Origin of the sequence: Chryseobacterium phosphatilyticum (assembly GCF_002899825.2) — a bacterium.
Taxonomy (GTDB): Bacteria; Bacteroidota; Bacteroidia; order Flavobacteriales; family Weeksellaceae; genus Chryseobacterium; species Chryseobacterium phosphatilyticum.
Genome location: NZ_PPED02000004.1, coordinates 437,000 through 455,492, shown reverse-complemented (window position 1 = coordinate 455,492; position 18,493 = coordinate 437,000). Strand labels below are relative to the sequence as shown.

At 36.9% G+C, this 18,493-nt stretch carries 20 protein-coding genes; 11 read left to right on the top strand and 9 right to left on the bottom strand.

The window, feature by feature from the left end; genetic code table 11:
* The first annotated feature begins 84 nt into the window (after window positions 1-84).
* Entirely contained in the window at window positions 85-519 is a 435-nt protein-coding gene (locus C1631_RS17755; protein ID WP_228441332.1) for an META domain-containing protein, read from the top strand.
* A gap of 94 nt (window positions 520-613) precedes the next feature.
* On the opposite strand, the gene C1631_RS17750 is transcribed toward C1631_RS17755, so the two are convergent.
* The 4 genes from C1631_RS17750 to C1631_RS17735 all read right to left on the bottom strand — a co-directional run bounded on the left by C1631_RS17750 (window position 614) and on the right by C1631_RS17735 (window position 4,916).
* Window positions 614-1,030, bottom strand: a complete 417-nt coding sequence (locus C1631_RS17750; RefSeq protein ID WP_109713597.1) for a hypothetical protein — start codon at window positions 1,028-1,030, stop codon at window positions 614-616.
* 6 nt (window positions 1,031-1,036) lie between these two features.
* Window positions 1,037-3,586, bottom strand: a complete 2,550-nt coding sequence (locus C1631_RS17745) for a beta strand repeat-containing protein (protein ID WP_103246848.1) — start codon at window positions 3,584-3,586, stop codon at window positions 1,037-1,039.
* 6 nt (window positions 3,587-3,592) lie between these two features.
* Complete coding sequence (locus C1631_RS17740; protein ID WP_103246847.1) at window positions 3,593-4,069, bottom strand: T9SS type A sorting domain-containing protein; 477 nt, start codon at window positions 4,067-4,069, stop codon at window positions 3,593-3,595.
* Window positions 4,070-4,208: 139 nt separating this feature from the next.
* A complete protein-coding gene (locus tag C1631_RS17735) occupies window positions 4,209-4,916 on the bottom strand; it encodes a LytR/AlgR family response regulator transcription factor (RefSeq protein WP_228441329.1) in 708 nt (235 codons plus the stop codon).
* A 191-nt stretch (window positions 4,917-5,107) separates the two neighbouring features.
* Between C1631_RS17735 and hflX the strand changes: the two genes are divergently transcribed.
* The 6 genes from hflX (at window position 5,108) to C1631_RS17705 (ending at window position 10,477) form a co-directional block, all read left to right on the top strand.
* The gene (hflX, locus tag C1631_RS17730; protein ID WP_109713594.1) at window positions 5,108-6,331 is read left to right on the top strand and encodes a GTPase HflX; all 1,224 of its coding nucleotides are present in this window, start codon (window positions 5,108-5,110) and stop codon (window positions 6,329-6,331) included.
* Window positions 6,331-6,966 (top strand): DUF4919 domain-containing protein, encoded by a 636-nt coding sequence (locus C1631_RS17725; protein ID WP_109713592.1) that lies wholly within the window; start codon window positions 6,331-6,333, stop codon window positions 6,964-6,966. Before hflX ends, C1631_RS17725 begins: the two co-directional genes overlap by 1 nt.
* A gap of 16 nt (window positions 6,967-6,982) precedes the next feature.
* A complete protein-coding gene (locus tag C1631_RS17720) occupies window positions 6,983-8,269 on the top strand; it encodes a cation:proton antiporter (RefSeq protein ID WP_109713590.1) in 1,287 nt (428 codons plus the stop codon).
* A 22-nt stretch (window positions 8,270-8,291) separates the two neighbouring features.
* A complete protein-coding gene (locus tag C1631_RS17715; protein WP_103246844.1) occupies window positions 8,292-9,011 on the top strand; it encodes a DNA alkylation repair protein in 720 nt (239 codons plus the stop codon).
* Window positions 9,008-9,340, top strand: a complete 333-nt coding sequence (locus C1631_RS17710) for a DUF6122 family protein (RefSeq protein WP_228441326.1) — start codon at window positions 9,008-9,010, stop codon at window positions 9,338-9,340. The genes C1631_RS17715 and C1631_RS17710 overlap by 4 nt, the downstream gene beginning before the upstream one ends.
* A 66-nt stretch (window positions 9,341-9,406) precedes the next feature.
* Entirely contained in the window at window positions 9,407-10,477 is a 1,071-nt protein-coding gene (locus C1631_RS17705) for a calcium:cation antiporter (RefSeq protein ID WP_103246843.1), read from the top strand.
* A 92-nt stretch (window positions 10,478-10,569) separates the two neighbouring features.
* Here C1631_RS17705 and C1631_RS17700 read toward each other — a convergent pair whose 3' ends face one another.
* Complete coding sequence (locus C1631_RS17700; RefSeq protein ID WP_109713588.1) at window positions 10,570-10,950, bottom strand: group III truncated hemoglobin; 381 nt, start codon at window positions 10,948-10,950, stop codon at window positions 10,570-10,572.
* 128 nt (window positions 10,951-11,078) lie between these two features.
* Here C1631_RS17700 and C1631_RS17695 point away from each other — a divergent pair, with 128 nt between their 5' ends.
* The 3 genes from C1631_RS17695 (at window position 11,079) to C1631_RS17685 (ending at window position 13,092) form a co-directional block, all read left to right on the top strand.
* The gene (locus C1631_RS17695; protein WP_103246841.1) at window positions 11,079-12,050 is read left to right on the top strand and encodes an ion channel; all 972 of its coding nucleotides are present in this window, start codon (window positions 11,079-11,081) and stop codon (window positions 12,048-12,050) included.
* Window positions 12,051-12,539 (top strand): YkgJ family cysteine cluster protein, encoded by a 489-nt coding sequence (locus C1631_RS17690; RefSeq protein WP_103246840.1) that lies wholly within the window; start codon window positions 12,051-12,053, stop codon window positions 12,537-12,539.
* Window positions 12,540-12,789: 250 nt separating this feature from the next.
* Window positions 12,790-13,092 (top strand): hypothetical protein, encoded by a 303-nt coding sequence (locus C1631_RS17685; RefSeq protein ID WP_109713586.1) that lies wholly within the window; start codon window positions 12,790-12,792, stop codon window positions 13,090-13,092.
* A gap of 44 nt (window positions 13,093-13,136) precedes the next feature.
* Here C1631_RS17685 and C1631_RS17680 read toward each other — a convergent pair whose 3' ends face one another.
* The 4 genes from C1631_RS17680 to C1631_RS17665 all read right to left on the bottom strand — a co-directional run bounded on the left by C1631_RS17680 (window position 13,137) and on the right by C1631_RS17665 (window position 17,098).
* The gene (locus C1631_RS17680) at window positions 13,137-13,505 is read right to left on the bottom strand and encodes an iron chaperone (protein WP_103246838.1); all 369 of its coding nucleotides are present in this window, start codon (window positions 13,503-13,505) and stop codon (window positions 13,137-13,139) included.
* Window positions 13,506-13,636: 131 nt separating this feature from the next.
* On the bottom strand, window positions 13,637-14,995 hold the full coding sequence (gene gdhA, locus C1631_RS17675) for an NADP-specific glutamate dehydrogenase (RefSeq protein WP_109713584.1): 1,359 nt from the start codon (window positions 14,993-14,995) through the stop codon (window positions 13,637-13,639).
* 191 nt (window positions 14,996-15,186) lie between these two features.
* Complete coding sequence (gene dprA, locus C1631_RS17670) at window positions 15,187-16,296, bottom strand: DNA-processing protein DprA (protein ID WP_109713582.1); 1,110 nt, start codon at window positions 16,294-16,296, stop codon at window positions 15,187-15,189.
* Between the two features lie 34 nt (window positions 16,297-16,330).
* Window positions 16,331-17,098 (bottom strand): rhomboid family intramembrane serine protease, encoded by a 768-nt coding sequence (locus C1631_RS17665; protein WP_103247534.1) that lies wholly within the window; start codon window positions 17,096-17,098, stop codon window positions 16,331-16,333.
* Between the two features lie 250 nt (window positions 17,099-17,348).
* On the opposite strand from C1631_RS17665, the gene C1631_RS17660 reads away from it, so the two are divergent.
* Window positions 17,349-18,275 (top strand): DUF3078 domain-containing protein, encoded by a 927-nt coding sequence (locus C1631_RS17660; RefSeq protein ID WP_103247533.1) that lies wholly within the window; start codon window positions 17,349-17,351, stop codon window positions 18,273-18,275.
* The last annotated feature ends 218 nt before the right edge of the window (window positions 18,276-18,493 follow it).

Below are 18,493 nucleotides of genomic sequence, written 5' to 3'. Positions count from 1 at the left end.
TATAAAATAATTTTTGTGACGCTAATTTACTAATTTTTACGAGATTCTATCCCGGATTGGTATGAAAATGGGAGGATAAAGCGTATGAAAAGAATACTATTAGCACTTTTTACAGTTTTTTGTTTAGGAGTTGTCTTTAACTGCTCAGCAATACCAGATAAAAATCCTTATCTCCAGAGACAATGGATGTTGGTTTCTTTCGACAATTTTACCAAAGACCAATTGATTGCCCAGAAAGCAGAAGTTAATCTGACCGCCAAAATGGAAGATGGTAAAATTCAAGGCAGTGCCTATATGGGATGCAATCAAATGTCTTTTATCACTGAATTTAAGAAAAATGGAAAGGTGAAAATTTCACAAGGTGTTAGTACAATGAAAGCATGTCAGGACATGACTTTGGAAACTGCTTTTCAGAAAAAGTTTGATACGATGACAAAGTATTCTTTAGAAGGGCACTTTCTTACCCTATCTGATGACAATGGAAATTCAATGAAATTTGTAGCTGCCGATTGGGATTAAATAAAAATCAATTAACAATAATAACAAAAGTCCGCTGTGTAGCGGACTTCTTTTGTTTGAAAAATCTAGATTGGTTATCAGTTTTTTGGAGTTATTAGTTTTTGGGAATTGTTTTCTTTATTTCCTCCAGAGTTGCCGTATTGGGTAGTCCGGGAATAGCCGTCTTTGTGTTCCTAGAATGTATAGTATTTTGATGTGCCTGTCTGTTGGGGATTGTTTTTTTTATTTCTTCAAGACTTGCTGTGTTGGGAAGTAATTTTCCCGAATTGTCAGTTGCAGCCTTGGGTTTAGATTCCTGTTTTTTAACGGCAAGACTATGATCAGAAGGTAATCCTGTATTCACAGTTGCCTTTTCGTCTCTTTCCTTGGCTTCCTGCATTTGGATTGCCTGTTGTTCTTTTGCCTGTTTTACAACAAGCGCCTGATCTTCCACCGGAACAGCCTGCTTATTTTCCTGAGCATAAATAATAGTGCTTAAAAATAATAACGGGATAATATATGCTATTTTCATAACGGTTTATTTTATGTTGACTAATACTTGAATTTTTCCGATCTCTTTTTGGTCATAATCCTGTAGTGCTTTTCCGATTACCTGTCCTATTCTTACCTTTTTGATGTCCGCTTTCATCGCAACACCTGCTTTAGATGAAGTTACCAAAAGGTCTCCTCTTTTTATTTTTCCATTCTCAAGACATACTTTGGTAGGAATAACCCCGATAACGCCCATAGGAACTTTACCTGAAATATCAGTATCAATATGCTCTTCAGTTAGAAGGACTCCTGGTTTAGTTGCATATACACCTGCTACAAGTGTTGAGTAGGGTGTAGACGACTTTTCTACTGTTCTGTCAGAACGGGTCGAGATTACAAGTATATCACCGGTTTCGTATTCCGAAATGGTTCCTTCCACATCAAATGCTTCCGCAACATCGGCACCACTGTTTTGTGTACCTCCGTTAAAATAACCGACTCCTGCTTTATTGATACGGGCAACATTTACTGAAGCGCTCTGGTATATAGCGATGTTACCTGATGGTCCCTGATGGTTCACCAACAAACCGGAACCTGTACCCGTAGTGGTTACATGTACTACCGGTTGGCCATTAGCATTATTAAAGTTAGCAAATCTACCTGCTTTGCCAGTTCCAAAATTGGGAATAAAGCCTGAAATAGCATTGCCTGCTCCGTCGCATGACGCTTCAACACCATCGCCGGTACCACCGGCATTAGCTGTAATTCCGTTTCCGTTTCCATCAGTTAAGGCTAGTATAGAGGGGCCATTTCCTGAAGCATTACTTGCATAAAATAAGCCCGCATATCCTCCTGTTCCGGAAGATAAACCATATACACCTGCTGTTCCGAAATTGGCAAATTGTGAGTTTACTTCACCTTTTAATGCCGGAGAAGTCCCGGTGGTCCTGTCAACTTTGAAATTTCCAGCAATACCATTTCCTATTGTTTTTACAGTTATGACATCACTGGTGTTAGCATCATTGAAAATCTCAAACCTACCTGCTCTCCCGGTAGAAAAAGTAGGAACCCAGGCATAAAGAGCATTTCCGGCTCCATCTATATTGGTTTCCACGCCATTTCCATCTTTACCGGCATTAGCGGTGATTGCGTTTCCGTTTCCGTCAGTTAAGGCAATTAGCGATGCTCCGTTTCCTGATGGATTTGATGCATAAAATAAGCCGGCGCGTCCTCCTGTTCCCGATGATACTCCAAAAACAGCGGCAGCACCAAAATTACCAAAGATGGTGTTTACTTCTCCTCGCACTGCTGCCCCTACGCTATTGGTATTGTCAACAACAAAAGATGCCGCATTTCCCTGGGTATTGTCAGGAATACTTCCATTTCCATTAGTCTGTACCTCAAAAGTGTTGGCAATCGTATTGGTTTGATTAAAATTTTCAAATCTTCCGGCGCGTCCGGTACTGTTATTAAGTCCAACCTGCCCGTATACTCCGATACCGGTTCCCGTTGTACTGGTGGAAATAAATCCTCTTACTCCATATCCTCCTCCGTCATTACGGCCTACTACAGCTCCAGCAATATCACTGGTTGTTCTGCCTACTACCGCTTCGCCACCGCCGTTGTTATCACCTACAACACCTGCGGAAGTTTGTGCAGAAGTAATTCCATGGAGTCCAAATCCTGCCGCAGTAGAACTTCTTACTCCGGCTCCGTTTCCTGAGGTTGTAACATTTACAACCGTACCATTTCCCACGCTGGATGCACTAAGAGCAACATTATTATTCGCGTTATTGAAGATTGCAATATTCGCAGGGATTCCGCTATTACTGGTCGCATTAAGACCAGTTCCTGTATTACTGTTTGCATATACTCCATACCCATTTCCACTGGAATTTCCGTACACTCCTAAACCGTTTGGTGTGGTACCATAAACTCCCCATCCGCTTCCGGCCTGGCTTCCGTACACCCCAACTCCAAGTCCGCCGGTTCCGTTATTAATACCACGAACTGCTGAAGAAAATCCTCCGGGAGCTGTATTGGTAACAACCCCTCTTACTGCTGCAATATTGGAGGTTGTTGTATTGTTATTGCCTTCTATCGATGTTCCATCTCCATCATTCGTTAATGAAAATAAAGTAGAAGCATTATTGACAGTCGTGGTATATGGAATCGCAAAGCTTCCGCCACCTCCGCCTGCAGATTTGGCGTACATAGCATATGGAACACTTAACAGTTGGCTGGTTCCTGCGATGGTGTAATTATTTCCTCCGGCAGGATCCGTTTCTGTTTTTAAATAATAGTTTCCTGAAGGCCAGTTAATGGTGGCAAATGTCCCTGAAAGAACAGTTCCCGTTCCTATTTCAAGGCTTATGAGGCCATTTGCATTTGTATTTCCGGTGAGTCTTTCAGAGTATACTTCTGCCCCAGCCGGGGAACCTTGCAATATGCTTACTTTTATAGCAATCCCTTGATTACTTAGTAGTTGTCCTGAACCATTTCGGATGATTGCCTGATAACTCATTTTTTCCGGAACCTGAGACCACCCCATAAAGAGACCGGTCAGGATCCAGAACAATAATAATATTTTTTTCATGGTAATTTAGTTTTTAATGATTTTAAATGTTTTAATGTTCTCTCCGTTTTGGTTGATTCTGATGATATACATTGCTGAAGGTAAAGAGGAGAAATTGAGTTCGGATTTAGGTTGTGTAATTGCATCCTTTTTAATGAGTTTACCCTGTGCATCGAATAACTGATACGTTGAGTTTTTATAATTATTGGTAGTAAAATCTAAGTACAAATAATCTTTGAAAGGATTGGGATAGAGTAAAACACCTTCCTTATTTGAAGAATTTTCATACGTTGAAAGGGCTGTGATCTCATAAGGTTGTTGTACTCCTTCGAGTACCTGAGGTCCTGAAACCTTATGCAGATAGGTGACCTGGCCTATACTGTAGGAAGTTGATCCGCTGGCACTTGAGGCATTGGTTCCGGTGGCAAGAATTGCCGACTGAGCCTGGGCTATCGTACAGGAAAAGATAAACCATGGCAGGGAATAAATAAATTTTTTTTTCATTGGTAACAGTTTTTAATTAGAGGGAAATTTGGGAATACTAAATTACCACCTATCAAAATCTGATGTAAGAAAAATAGATAAACGACAGAAATAATCGACCAATGCCATTTTGTGAATTATTGTTGAAATCAGAATGCTTTTAGGGTTCAAAGAATGAAAGGTTATTCTTGTATGTTCTGCCGATGGGAAGTTTAATATGATGGGTTAATTCTATTTCGTGACAGTTTTTAGAGCGAATGAGATGTCGGGGTACGGCGTAGCTTCGATGTATTCTGATAAATGATTCAAAAAAACTTTTCTGAAGGAGATTTCCCAGTGAATCTAAAATGCAGTGATTTTTCTCAAGAGTAATAATCCGGGTATAATCTTTTAGTGCTTCAAGATACAGGATATCTTTCATTTTGATCTGAGAAATATTTCCACCTTCTTTTATGGTAAGACAATTTTCCCCCAGTATTGCATCATAGCACTCGCATTTCTCCCTGACTTCAAAAAAATCAAAAAGCTTTTGTATGGAATAATGAAAGCGTTCTGCCTTCAAAGGTTTGGTCATAAAGTCAAGGGCATTGATTTCAAATACAGATGCAGCTAATTCCGGGTGAGAACTTACGAAAATACAGGCCGGGATTTTATGAGCAAGCTTCCTGAATTCCATCCCGCTCATTCCTTTTAGATTGGTTTCTGTAATCAGAAGGTCAATAGGAAGGTCAAGATATGGAACTGCTTTTTCTGCCGAGTCGAAGCTGGCAACAATTTCTATTTTTTTGTAAGGTCTGATATAATGCTGAAGAACCAGCCTGTCCAGTTCATCATCATCAATAATCATACATCTGATATGGGTAATCATGATTTTCCGGATGTTTTTTAGTTTAAATACTTAAAAGACAGAAAATTATTATATAAAGTTATTGATTTTTTATAATAGTATATATAGGCTAACTTAAATTTATATTAAAAAGTGTTATTAAATAAAAATTGATTTTGTTTTTTTTATTAAAAATATTAACTTGTAAAAATCATAAACATAGATAGAACTTAATGTTAGAAAAGAAAGAACATAACTATGAGAAAGCAGTCTTGGTAGGAGTGATTACTCAAAATCAAGATGAAGAAAAACTGACGGAGTATTTAGATGAACTGGAGTTTTTAGCTTTCACTGCCGGAGCAACTGTGCAAAAACGCTTCACCCAAAAACTAACTCAACCTGATTCCAAAACCTTTATCGGAAGTGGTAAGGCTATTGAAATTAAAGAATATGTAAAAGAAAATGAGATCGGAACGGTGATTTTCGATGACGAGCTTTCTCCTTCACAGCTTAAAAACCTGGAAAGAGAAATGGAGGTTAAAATTTTGGATCGTACCAATCTTATCCTTGATATTTTTGCCCAAAGAGCTCAAACATCTTATGCAAGAACGCAAGTCGAGTTGGCACAATACCAGTACCTTTTACCAAGGTTGACAAGAATGTGGACCCACCTGGAGCGTCAGAAAGGGGGAATTGGAATGAGAGGTCCCGGGGAAACAGAAATTGAGACTGACCGTCGTATTATTCGTGACAGGATCACATTATTGAAAGAAAAACTAAAGACAATCGACAAACAGATGGCGACCCAACGAAATAACCGTGGAAAGGTCGTTCGTGCTGCTTTGGTAGGGTATACCAATGTTGGAAAATCTACTTTGATGAATTCCATTTCGAAGTCTGAAGTTTTTGCAGAAAATAAATTATTTGCAACTCTTGATACGACTGTAAGGAAGGTTGTGATTGGCAATTTACCATTTCTTCTTACTGATACGGTAGGATTTATCAGAAAATTACCGACACAGCTTGTAGAATCATTTAAGTCTACTTTGGACGAGGTAAGAGAAGCTGATTTGTTAATCCATGTTGTTGATATTTCTCACGAAAGTTTCGAAGATCATATAGAATCGGTCAATCATATTTTGATGGAGATTAATGCTCATCAAAAACCAATGATCATGGTCTTCAATAAAATTGATGATTTCAGTTATGAGAAAAAAGATGAGGATGACCTTACGCCGTCAACCCGTAAAAATGTGTCTTTAGAAGAGTGGAAAAAAACATGGATGGCAAAATCCAAATATCCAACAGTTTTCATTTCTGCTTTGACAAAAGAAAATTTCCCGGAAATGAAAAAGATGATCTATGACGAGGTAATGAAAATTCACATTTCAAGATTCCCGTATAATGATTTCCTTTTCGAATATTTCGATAACGATGAGGAAGAAAGCAACAATTAATGAAATATTACTTTTTCCTTGTATTCAGTCTGTTTTCGGTTTTTGGTTTCGGCCAGAAATCGAAGGTTGATTTAAAAGCGATTGAGAAAAGTCTCAAAAACTCTGATTCGCCTTATAATTATGATAAGCTTATCTTTAAATATAAAGGATACCCAAAGTCTCTGGACAGTATAGAATCACAGTATCTTTACTACGGAAGAAATTTTAGGAATGATAAAATAACCATTTCAGAGGATCGTTTTAAAAGTCTTACGGAAGCTTTTAAACAAAACGACTTTACAGAATGTGTCAAGCAAGGAAAGACTTTGTATGAACAAGATCCTACCAATCTGGACATCCTGCTTATTCTTCTGAGAGCATATGATTCTTTAAAAGATGGGACTAATTTTGTACATCATCTGAATCAGCTTCGCTCGTTAACGGACGGGATAAAAAGTTCCGGAGACGGAAAGACTGAGAAAACAGCTTATCTTGTTAATTCTGTGGGAGACGAATATATTCTCCTCAATATGCTGAATGTAGGCAAAGAATACACAAGGAGTTCAAAACCTTCCAAAGATGGTATGTTTGATATATGGGAAAAAGACGGTCGACAGATCTATATCAAAATACTTTATTTAGAACTAACCAATTAATCTTAACAAACACTTAGTGGAATTATATTATTCATTTTCAGCATTAATCGTTTTAGCATCCATATTCGCCTATCTCAATTACAGATTTTTAAAACTTCCCAGTACAATCGGGATTATGGTTATCGCCATTGTGGTATCTATTTTTCTTGTTTTGTTTGGTGAAACGATACTTCCAAGAACATTCGGGCACCTTCATAATCTGATGAGTGGTATTGATTTCACAGAAGTTCTGATGGGTGCCATGCTTAATTTTCTTCTTTTTGCAGGAGGAATTCATATTAACATTAATGATTTAAAGGAGCAATTGAGGCCCGTAGTTATATTTTCTACAGCAGGAGTCGTTATTTCCACTTTTGTCGTGGGATTCGGAATGTTTTATCTGTTACCCTATTTGGGAATAAAGCTTCCTTTTATTTATTGTCTTGTTTTTGGTGCATTGATTTCACCTACTGATCCGGTGGCAGTACTCAGTGTTTTGAAGCAGGCTAAAGTTTCAAAATCTCTGGAAACAAAAGTAGCCGGAGAATCTCTCTTTAATGATGGGATGGCAGTTGTAGTTTTTACAGTAGTTTTACAGCTCGCTGTAGGTAAAGAAGTAGATCTCAGTGTTGAAAATATTGGCTTGCTGTTACTTCATGAAGCCGGAGGAGGTCTTTTATTAGGAGTCTTGCTAGGATGGGTTACGTCAAGATTGATGCGTGAAGTAGATGATTATATTATTTCTGTATTGGTAACACTTTCAGTTGTAATGGGAGGATATCTGATCGCAAGACAAATGCATATTTCAGGACCATTAACGATGGTCGCAGCAGGATTATTTATGGGTAATTTTAATATGAACTTCAAAATGAAGTCTGTTACTCAGGATTATCTGATTAAATTCTGGGAGCTTATCGATGAAATTTTGAATGCTGTATTATTCCTCTTTATCGGATTTGAACTTTTGATGATTAAAGACCTTAAGCACTTTATGATTCCAGGATTATTGGCAATTCTTGTCGTGTTGTTTGCAAGGTTTATTTCGATTTGGGGACCTACCAAGTTTAGTTCTCTGAGAAAGAGCTTTAGTCCGCAAACTGTAAAAGTGTTAGTTTGGGGAGGAATTCGTGGTGGAGTTTCCATTGCGTTGGCAATGTCTATTCCTAAAAGTGAATATAGTGAGATTATTTTAAGTATCACCTATTGTGTAGTCGTATTCTCTATTATTGTTCAGGGACTTACCATAGCTAAAGTGGCAAACCCCAAACAGATTGTGAAAGAAGAAGAGGCTCAGGAAAGTGATATTTCAGAAGAAAAAGCCTGATGAATAATTAATAATCGTCCCAATGAGTAATATTGTTAAAGAAATTCGGGAGTCATTGGCAGTATTGTCCATTCCTGAAAAAGCTGATTTTTTTCCGAGATTTTTTAAAACCGGGAAAGGAGAATATGGGGAAGGAGATTTGTTTTTGGGGGTAACAGTTCCGGATCAGAGATCTGTAGCCAAAGAATACTATTCAAAAATAGATTTAAAAAACCTGAGTATACTTCTTTCTTCAGCATATCATGAACATCGGTTAACGGCTCTTTTTATATTGATCTCGAAATTTGAAAAGACGAAAGACCAGCATGTAAAAGACGACATAGTAACTTTTTATCTTAACCATTTACCCCATATTAATAATTGGGATCTTGTGGATTCGAGCTGTTATAAAATTCTGGGGAGATACGCTTTTGAGAATGATAAAGAACATCTTCTGAGAGAGCTTTCGGAATCTGATGAGATGTGGCATAAGCGGATTGCTGTTGTTGGGACAATGTATTATATCAAAAAAGGATTATTTGATTTGACGAGAGAGTTTGTAACAAGAAACCTGAAACACCCACATGATCTTATGCATAAAGCAAATGGATGGCTTTTACGGGAAATGGGGAATAAGAATGAAGGAGAATTAATCAACTATCTGAACGAATATTACCTGGATATGCCCAGAACCTGTTTGAGATATTCTATTGAGAAACTTGACGAGAATGTACGTCAGGATTATTTAAAAGGGAGAATATGATGGATTGCCTGTTTTGGAAAACAGGTGTACACTATTTTTTGCATCTTGTTTTTCCTGTGTTTATTGCATTGATTTTCTATCCCAAAAACTGGAAAATGGTGTATCTGATTCTACTGACAACAATGCTTGTTGATCTTGATCATTTGTTTGCTAATCCTATATTCGATCCCACAAGAAATAGCATAGGATTTCATCTATTGCATTCGTATTATGCAATTGCGGTGTATTTTTTGATGCTCTTTTTTAAGGGAAATATCAGAATTATTGCCATCGGACTTCTTTTCCATATGTTGACGGATTATCAGGATTTTAGTTTCTGGTGTCATTAAAATATTATTAATATTTTCTTTTGATATTTCAAAATTCATAGATTTTTTGTATTTTGTAGTCACTTTATGAAATTAAAAGAATTTTTACACTATACCTATATTTTTCCTGTCCTTGCAGTTGTTTACTACTTCTCGGGATTGATGGGAAATGGGGTTATTTATGATATTATAGCCGGAATTTTATTAATAGGGAGTGTTTTATCGGCAGTACACCATGCTGAAATGGTTGCTCATAAAGTAGGAGAACCTTTTGGAACTATTATTCTGGCACTTTGTATTACCATTATTGAAGTAGCACTCATTATCTCACTGATGGTTGCCGGTGGAGATCAGGCGATCACACTGGCCAGAGATACTGTTTTTGCCGCTGTAATGCTTATTCTTAATGGTATTTTAGGAATTTGTATACTCGTAGGTGGTGTTAAATATCATGAACAATTCTTCGCAAGAACTTCCGCTACAACATATCTGGTAAGCACTGTTTCTATTCTGATTCTTACCCTTGTTCTTCCTAATTTTACCTCAAGTGTTAACGGACCTTTCTATAATCAGGCACAGCTTATTTTTGTATCTATTGCTTGTCTGGTTATCTACGGAGTATTCCTGATGGTACAGACCGTGAGACACAGAAGTTATTTTATTGTTCCTGATGAACATCCTGAAGAACACTATATTCCCACATTAACCAAGACCCTGATAAGTTTTGGCTTTCTGGTCGTTTGTTTGGTTATTGTTGTTTTAATGGCAAAAGGACTTTCTGATACCATTGAAGGAATGGTCCAGAGTGTAGGGGCTCCCAAATCTTTAGTCGGGGTAATTATTGCTGCGGTAGTACTACTTCCCGAGGGGGTTGCAGCTATTCGTGCAGCGAGAGCCAATCAGATTCAATCCAGTTTAAATCTGGCCTTAGGCTCAGCATTGGCAAGTATTGGACTGACGATTCCTGCGGTTTCTGTGGTATGTATCCTGTACGATATCCCATTAGTTCTGGGACTAGATAAAAAAGATATTATTTTGCTCTCTTTATCAGTATTTATTGTAATGCTTTCATTAAGCCGGGGAAAAACCAATATCCTATACGGAACGGTTCTTTTGGTGAATCTGGCAGCTTACATTTTTACCGTAATCGTACCTTAAAAGAATAATTTACTTGAAATAAATCCCGGATTCCATGCGCAGCAGTACAGAACCCAAACCCCGCATCTCAAAACCCGAAACCCAGGCTTCCATCACAACCTTCTCGCCAAATCCATTTTAAACGCCATCAGTTTTGCTATGTTTTCAGACTTATAGATCGCCATATCCGCATTTTCGCCCACGAAATTTTCTTCGATAGTCGTTCTCCAAAGCGTAAGCCACTGATCAAAGTGTTTCTGCTCCATGGCTTGTATTTCATTCACAGGAAAATGTACCCCCATAGGATTTCCTTTGTAAGTCATCTGCCCAAAAAGGATTGACTCCCAGAAAGAATACATTTTAGGGAGGTGTTTGTCCCAATCTACCTTTGCAATATCAGTAAAAAAGAATCCAATGGTTTCGTCTTTAACGACTTTAGTATAAAATGAATTGACAAGGTGCTCAATATCTTCTCTTGATTCCAGCTTTTTCATATTTCAAATGTACAGCAAAATGAAATCATAAGTTGAATGATTGGATTGATAAATTTCATGAAAACAATATTTTATCTTTGTACTGAAAATGTAAACATGAAAATTCACATGATAAATACTCTATTCATATGACAAGAGGTTTCAGAAAGAAAATCCGTCAAAAAAATACGGAGAACAGTGGTTTTGGAAGTAATGCTTCAGGAAGATTTATCAATAAAGATGGCCTTCCGAATGTTCAGCGAACGGGAGTGAATGTTTTTAACAGGTTAAGCTGGTATCATACAATGCTTAATTTATCAACTTTCCGCTTTCTTTCTTATCTGGTGATTTCCTACATTGTGGTCAATCTTGTTTTTGCGCTGATCTATTATCTTATCGGGGTACAGCATCTTACCGGGATTGATAAAAGCAACCCAGTCAATGAATTTATTGATGTATTTTTCTTCAGTTCACAAACGTTTACAACTGTGGGATATGGAAGAATTGCACCTGTTGGATTTTTGGCGAGCTTGGTTGCTACTTTTGAGGCTTTTTTAGGATTGCTTACCTTTGCCATTGCAACAGGACTTTTTTATGGAAGGTTTTCAAGACCGAGAGCTTATTTAAGGTTTTCTGATATTGCGGTTATTGCTCCTTTTAAGGAGTCCACAGCATTGATGTTTAGATTGGCTCCTTATAAGAACAATGCACTTACTGACGCGGATGTTATTGTTTCAGTAGCGATTGAAGTCATTGAAGATGGTGTTCCTAAGAGTAATTTTTACCGGTTAGAAACTCAGTTAAGCAAGATTAATACGCTGGCCCTTAATTGGACTGTTGTTCACAAGATTGATGAGAATTCTCCGTTTTATGGTTTTTCTGCCGAAGATTTTAAAAACACTGACATTGAGTTGATTGTTCAGGTACGAGCTTTTGATGAAGTTTTCTCTAATACAGTGGTTCAAAGGTCATCGTATGTGACAGGAGAGATTGTGTATGGGGCAAGATTTGTTCCTATGTATTATCCGGATAAAGAAAACCAGAGTACAATTCTTGATTTGGATAAAATTAATGAGTACCAAAAAGAAAATCTTCCGGATTCAGTCGGAAATAAAGAATAAATGGATTTAGATTTTTATAAAAAGCAAGCGTTGCAAAAGCAAAAAGAGCATAAGAAATTTTTGGACGGATTGAAAAAGAAACCGCCCAAAAACCTTGATTATATTGTGCAGGAAACCCATGAAGAAGTTTTTGATGAAGTAGATTGTCTGCAATGTGCGAACTGCTGTAAAACAACCGGACCTCTCTACACGGAGAAGGATATTGAACGTATCGCAAAGTATCTCCGGATGAAACAATCTGATTTTGAAGCTAAGTTTTTAAGAGTAGATGAAGATAATGATAAGGTATTACAAAATCTTCCCTGTTTTTTTCTAAATAACGATAATACGTGCTCTATATATGAGGTAAGACCAAAAGCCTGTCGTGAATATCCACATACCGATCGTAAAAAGATCTACCAGATTAATCATTTAATGCTTAAAAATACGGTGATTTGCCCTGCAGCATTTGAGTTTGTGGAAAAGATGATGAAGAATGTAACGAAGTAGGGAAGAAGGAAGATGAGAGAGGAAAGGCTTAAGGGGTATAGTTTCTTTAACTTTTTAAACTCAAGTAAAATCATTGTATTGAATTGGTATGAATGTCTTAAAAACTTCCGGCCTCACGCTTCTATCTTCCAGCTCAATATTATTATAATTCCTCTTAAATAATTATAAAGTACGTTAAATAAGATATTTGCGTATAATTTTTTTAAATGATGTCTCGTTTACTTTAAACAATCATTTAAAATATTACATTATGAAAAAGTTATTTTTCACGGCAGCGTTTACATTAGTCGGAGTAATCGCAATATCAGCCCAGACAACGCCTCAAAAGCCGGCTGAAAACAAAACGACGACTCAAACAACGACTCAGACGCAACCGCAGAAAGCCCAGACGACCACGGAATGGAACACGACAACCAAAACAAGTGACCCTAAACAAACAACAACAACTGAAGTTGCAGTTCCTGCTACCGAAGCGACACCGGCAACTCCTACGGAGGCTACAAAACCAGCGGAAGCAACAAAAGAAGAAAAGAAATCTAAAAAGAAAAAGTGATCATACTTTAGCAAACACTAGTCGATATCCTGAAATTTTCTATTTCAGGATTTTTTTTGATCAATATCCTGCATTCTGAAGAGTACAATCTTACGGATTAAAGCCAATGGGATTTCTTCATTGATAGGAAATTGTACAGCTCCTTTTGAAAACTTATAATGCCTTTCTTTGAAATCTTTTTCGAAATTTTTTATCCCTTCTGCTCCGGGATAGAAGCCAATATGTTTTTTATAGCCTGCAAAATAAACCAGAGGCTTTCCCTGATATTTAAAAGCGGGCATCTGATATCCGATATATTCTTCTAAATCTGAAACTTGTTCGTGAATATGTTTTCTCAGGTCAGACAGTTTTTCCTGAACATCTGCCGGAAACAAAAGAATATATTCATCAATATTTTTACATATGCTTTTCATTATATAAAAATAAAAAAAGCGCTGCATGTAGCAACGCTTTCTCCTTTCACTTTTTACTTTTTTCCCATTTTCCCGGGAACAGGCTGTATCAAAAAAGGTCGGGAATTTTTCCCAACCTTTGTATTTTTTAGTTACACAACTCCTTGAGCCAACATTGCTTCTGCTACTTTCACGAAGCCAGCAATATTTGCACCTTTCACATAGTTTACATAACCGTCTTCGTCTTTTCCATAGTCTCTACAAGCCTTGTGGATTCCAATCATGATTTCCTTTAATCTTGCGTCAACTTCTTCGGAAGTCCAGTTCAGACGGATAGAGTTTTGCGTCATTTCTAATCCTGATGTTGCAACACCTCCGGCATTGGAAGCTTTACCAGGAGAGAATAATACTTTATTGTCTAAGAAATAGTTGATGGCGTCTAATGTTGAAGGCATGTTAGCTGCTTCAGTTACACAAAGACATCCGTTTTCAACCAATATTCTTGCATCTTCTAAATCAAGTTCATTTTGAGTTGCAGAAGGGAATGCTACATCACACTTCACGTTCCAAGGACGTTTTCCAGCGTGGAATTCAGCAGATGGATATTTTTTAGCATAGTCCTCAGCTCTGTTGTTTCCTGAAGATCTAAGCTCTAATAAATAATCAATTTTGTCTCCGCTAATACCATCTTTATCATAAATATATCCGTCAGGACCAGAGATAGTTACTACCTTTGCGCCAAGTTCGGTTGCTTTTTTGATAACTCCCCAAGCTACGTTTCCGAAGCCTGATACTGATACTATTTTTCCCTGGAAATTTTGCCCGATAGTCTTAAGCATTTGCTCTGCGAAGTATACCACTCCATATCCTGTAGCTTCAGGACGGATTAATGATCCCCCGTAAGCAAGCCCTTTTCCTGTAAGTACTCCTGTAAATTCGTTTCTGATTTTCTTATATTGTCCAAACAGATAACCGATTTCTCTAGCACCTACACCGATATCTCCTGCAGGTACATCTGTTTCAGGACCGATGTGCTTACATAATTCAGTCATGAAAGCCTGGCAAAAACGCATTACTTCCATATCAGATTTACCTTGCGGATCAAAATCTGAACCTCCTTTACCACCACCCATTGGTAATGTTGTTAAAGAGTTTTTGAATACTTGTTCGAATGCTAGGAATTTAAGAACTGATAAGTTTACAGTAGGATGGAAACGGATTCCTCCTTTGTATGGACCAATTGCAGAGTTCATCTGAATTCTGAAACCTCTGTTAACCTGAATTTCTCCTTTGTCGTCAACCCATGGAACTCTGAAGATAATAATTCTTTCAGCTTCAGCCATTCTTTCAAGCAGCTTCATTCCTGTATATTCTTTCTTGGTAGCAATGAATGGGATTACAGTTACGGCAACTTCTTTTACAGCCTGTAAGAATTCCGGTTCATTAGGATTTTTTGCTTCAATTTTTGCAATAAACTCTTGGATTTTCTGGTCAATATTATATTGTTCCATTATATTAAGGTTGAATATTATTGTCAACAAATTTAATTTTTTTTTCAAGATTCACAACACTCTATTTTAAGATTGCTAAAAATTAAATAATAATGTTTCGTAATATTATTAAATTAATAATTTATGTTCAAATTTTGTTAAAAATGAAATGTTATGTATGAAATAATGCAATATTAAGAAATCGTTAATTCTTAAATTGCTATAAATTGTCTCCCGGAAAACGATTTTACTTTCCCTAAAAGCTCTAATTCTAAAATTATCGGTAAGATTTTATGGGTTGGTAGTGAAATAGCCTGTGCCAGATCGTCCAGAGATATCTGTGGATGGTCTTTGATATATTGATATGTTTTGTTTTGATTTTCAGATAATTGTATCGTAGATTCGCTATACGAAAAAAGCTCTTCCATTTTTTCTTTCGGATTATTAAAAGCTAGTATATTCACAAGGTCTTTTATGCTGGAAATTGCAGTTGCTTTATTATAGAAAATCAACTGATTACATCCCTGGCTATATGTATCTGTGATTTTTCCCGGGAGTGCAAATACTTCCCTGTTATAATCGTTGGCAAAAGAAGCCGTACTTACAGATCCGCCTCCATAACCTGTTTCAACAACTATGGTTGCAGGTGAAATTCCGGCAACGATTCTGTTTCTTTGAATGAAATTTTCCCGATCAGGTTTTCGCGAAGAGCAAAATTCCGTAACAAGAATTCCTCCTTCCTGAATAATTTTTTCTGAAAGTCTTCTGTTTTTTGCCGGATATAAAAATTGAAAACCATGAGCAAGAACTGCTATGGTAGGTTTTCTATACTTCATCGACTGCTCATGAACCTCTTTGTCGACCCCTAATGCAAGGCCACTGACTGTAGCATATTTTGACGTTTGAGTAGCTTCAAAAAAATCTTCAATAAACTGCTTACCATATAAGGTCATGTTGCGGGTACCTACAATACTTACTTTTTGTAATGAATCATTAAGTTTTCCTTTTTGATATAAAATTGCTGGAGCATCTATACATTCGTTGAGAAGAGAAGGAATTTCATTGAGATATTTAAGCCTGATTTGTATATTATTTTTTTCGCAAAATTTAAGTTCCTTTTCTGCAAATTTCAAATGCTCTTCATTTCCGATATCAAAGACAGTTTTGTAACCAATTCCTTCCATCTTTTTATACTCTTTCTTTGCGCTTCTCCATGCCTCCCGGGCACTTCCAAAGGTTCTGATGAGTTTATGAAAATTGATGTCGCCAATCTGGCTGCATTCGCGGAGGGCGATGGCAAAAAGATATTCTTCAGAAATCATGTGTGTTTTTTTCAAATGTAATGAAAAAATACATTTATTTCTTCCTTAGCTGGTCCAAATGATCCCAAATATCATCTCTTTTTTTATACGGAAGTTCTAAAAAGTCTTCAGGATGGTTCTCTTTATATTCCTGCCATAGTTTATCATCTTTTTCACTATAGTAATTAGGAAATTCCCAAATGAATTTTTTCTTTTTTTCGCCAACATTCTTGAAACCAAAAGCCAGAATACTGCCTACGATAGCTCCTGAAAGGTGGGCTTGCCATGAAATTTTACTTGGTTCCTGCATATTGTAAAACAACTCTTCAGGAAGCATTCCCCAGACCAGACTTCCATAGTATAACACGACCAGCATTGAGATGGTGAGAAGTTTTGTATTCCATTTGAATACTCCACTGAAGAAAAGAAAAAAAGCCAGCACATAGACCACACCACTGGCTCCGATGGTACAGGTGTATGTATAATCTCCCGTGAAAATGTCAATAGGAGGGAGAAGCCAGACCAAAAGCCCGGTTGCCATCCATCCAAGGATGAAAACTTTATTGGCAACCAGCGGGTAAAACTGATATAATAAAAACATGAGCGCTGCAATAGGAATTGAATTTCCTATAATATGATCTATATTTCCGTGTAAAAGGGGGGAGGTAATGACTCCTAACAAGCCTTCAGGCAATAAAGGAATAATAGCACCAAAGCAACTTCCAAAAAAGCCCTGTGTTTGTAAAAAATACCCAAACCACATTGCGGATAGCATCAGCAAAGGGTATATAATCGCTCTTTTGGAAATTACATTTTTAAACATACAGATTCTACGTCAAATCAAAAGCCAACAATAAATTTCGGAAAATTTGTCGAAGAAGCATTCTCTACCCATCTGATTTTAAGACAAAAGGTATTAATTTTAAGGGTAGGCTGTATTATTTTGGCATTAATTTTACAGATATAATTATGATAAATGAAATTAAAATTCTAATACATACATTTTTATTGGGTTTAATTATTTTTGAAAAAAATTATATTGACTATTTTTGCATTGAAAATTATTTAGAGTAATGAAGAAGTTTTTATTGATTCTTTCCTTTTTTATTGGGATTTATGCTAGTGCTCAAGAAGAATTAAAAAAAGATTCCGTAGTGGTAGATACCATCAAGTACTGGTCGGTTTTAGGAAAAAATACCTTAATGATTAATCAGGCTGCCTTTTCAAACTGGGTAGGAGGCGGAGCCAACAATGTAGGATGGCTAGCCGGGATTAATTACAATATTACTTATGAAAAAGATAAAGATCTATGGGAAAATATCATCATTCTAGGATATGGCCAGAATGATACCAAAGGATTAGGGATCCGTAAAACACAGGATGTCATCAATGTTTCTACCAATTATGGACGAAAATTCTCCAAAAGCTGGTATTTCTCATTAGGTGCAGGGTTACAGTCTCAGTTTGCTGCGGGATATGAAGACGGAAACAATCCTGAGGCAAAGAAGATTTCCAACTTTATGGCTCCCGGATACGTGAATGTCGGTATGGGTATCACGTATAGACCAGATGATAACTTAACCGTTACCTTACGTCCTACCAACGCCAGATGGACTTTTGTACTGGACAAAGACCTTCAATTGGCAGGAAATTACGGTTTGAAAAGTGATGGAGATACTTCTTTATTACAATTCGGTTTTTTGGGCACAGCAATGTATAAGCTTAAAATTATGGAAGATATCTATCTGACCAATACAGCTTCGGTATTCTCCAATTATCTTGACCGTCCCGATAGACTGGTACTGGCCTATGGTGCTCTCCTGAATTTAAAAGTAAACAAATATATTTCATCCAATGTGACCCTGGATTTACTGTATGATCACAATCAAATCGCAAAAACCCAGCTTAAACAAACATTGGGGATAGGGTTTGCTTACACATTGGATAACGGAGTGAAACGTTCCGAACGAAAAGACAGCCAATGGTGGATTAAGAAATAGACTGACAAAACAACTTGAATAAAGAATAGCACTTCGAATCCGGAGTGCTTTTTTGTGTTTAAAATCTATATTTTTAAGTTGTTTTAAGTTTGAAAAAGGGGTGAGCTACACTTAAAAGCTTTAATTCCATTGAATTAAGTGGGTGAATTTCGAAGTGTTAAATTCATTTTAAAGTGAATTTTATCCAGGGCGTGAATTATTATTTATACATTTGCAGG

Bases quoted from the DNA above. Each gene is read 5' to 3' on its own strand.
- C1631_RS17695 (WP_103246841.1), top strand. From the start codon at position 11,079: ATGACAAGAGGTTTCAGAAAGAAAATCCGTCAAAAAAATACGGAGAAC.
- C1631_RS17715 (WP_103246844.1), top strand. From the start codon at position 8,292: ATGAGTAATATTGTTAAAGAAATTCGGGAGTCATTGGCAGTATTGTCC.
- gdhA (WP_109713584.1), bottom strand. From the start codon at position 14,995: ATGGAACAATATAATATTGACCAGAAAATCCAAGAGTTTATTGCAAAA.
- C1631_RS17700 (WP_109713588.1), bottom strand. From the start codon at position 10,950: ATGAAAAAGCTGGAATCAAGAGAAGATATTGAGCACCTTGTCAATTCA.
- C1631_RS17690 (WP_103246840.1), top strand. From the start codon at position 12,051: ATGGATTTAGATTTTTATAAAAAGCAAGCGTTGCAAAAGCAAAAAGAG.
- C1631_RS17725 (WP_109713592.1), top strand. From the start codon at position 6,331: ATGAAATATTACTTTTTCCTTGTATTCAGTCTGTTTTCGGTTTTTGGT.
- hflX (WP_109713594.1), top strand. From the start codon at position 5,108: ATGTTAGAAAAGAAAGAACATAACTATGAGAAAGCAGTCTTGGTAGGA.
- C1631_RS17685 (WP_109713586.1), top strand. From the start codon at position 12,790: ATGAAAAAGTTATTTTTCACGGCAGCGTTTACATTAGTCGGAGTAATC.
- C1631_RS17740 (WP_103246847.1), bottom strand. From the start codon at position 4,069: ATGAAAAAAAAATTTATTTATTCCCTGCCATGGTTTATCTTTTCCTGT.
- C1631_RS17705 (WP_103246843.1), top strand. From the start codon at position 9,407: ATGAAATTAAAAGAATTTTTACACTATACCTATATTTTTCCTGTCCTT.
- C1631_RS17710 (WP_228441326.1), top strand. From the start codon at position 9,008: ATGATGGATTGCCTGTTTTGGAAAACAGGTGTACACTATTTTTTGCAT.
- C1631_RS17680 (WP_103246838.1), bottom strand. From the start codon at position 13,505: ATGAAAAGCATATGTAAAAATATTGATGAATATATTCTTTTGTTTCCG.
- C1631_RS17750 (WP_109713597.1), bottom strand. From the start codon at position 1,030: ATGAAAATAGCATATATTATCCCGTTATTATTTTTAAGCACTATTATT.
- C1631_RS17745 (WP_103246848.1), bottom strand. From the start codon at position 3,586: ATGAAAAAAATATTATTATTGTTCTGGATCCTGACCGGTCTCTTTATG.
- C1631_RS17735 (WP_228441329.1), bottom strand. From the start codon at position 4,916: ATGATTACCCATATCAGATGTATGATTATTGATGATGATGAACTGGAC.
- C1631_RS17755 (WP_228441332.1), top strand. From the start codon at position 85: ATGAAAAGAATACTATTAGCACTTTTTACAGTTTTTTGTTTAGGAGTT.
- C1631_RS17660 (WP_103247533.1), top strand. From the start codon at position 17,349: ATGAAGAAGTTTTTATTGATTCTTTCCTTTTTTATTGGGATTTATGCT.
- dprA (WP_109713582.1), bottom strand. From the start codon at position 16,296: ATGATTTCTGAAGAATATCTTTTTGCCATCGCCCTCCGCGAATGCAGC.
- C1631_RS17665 (WP_103247534.1), bottom strand. From the start codon at position 17,098: ATGTTTAAAAATGTAATTTCCAAAAGAGCGATTATATACCCTTTGCTG.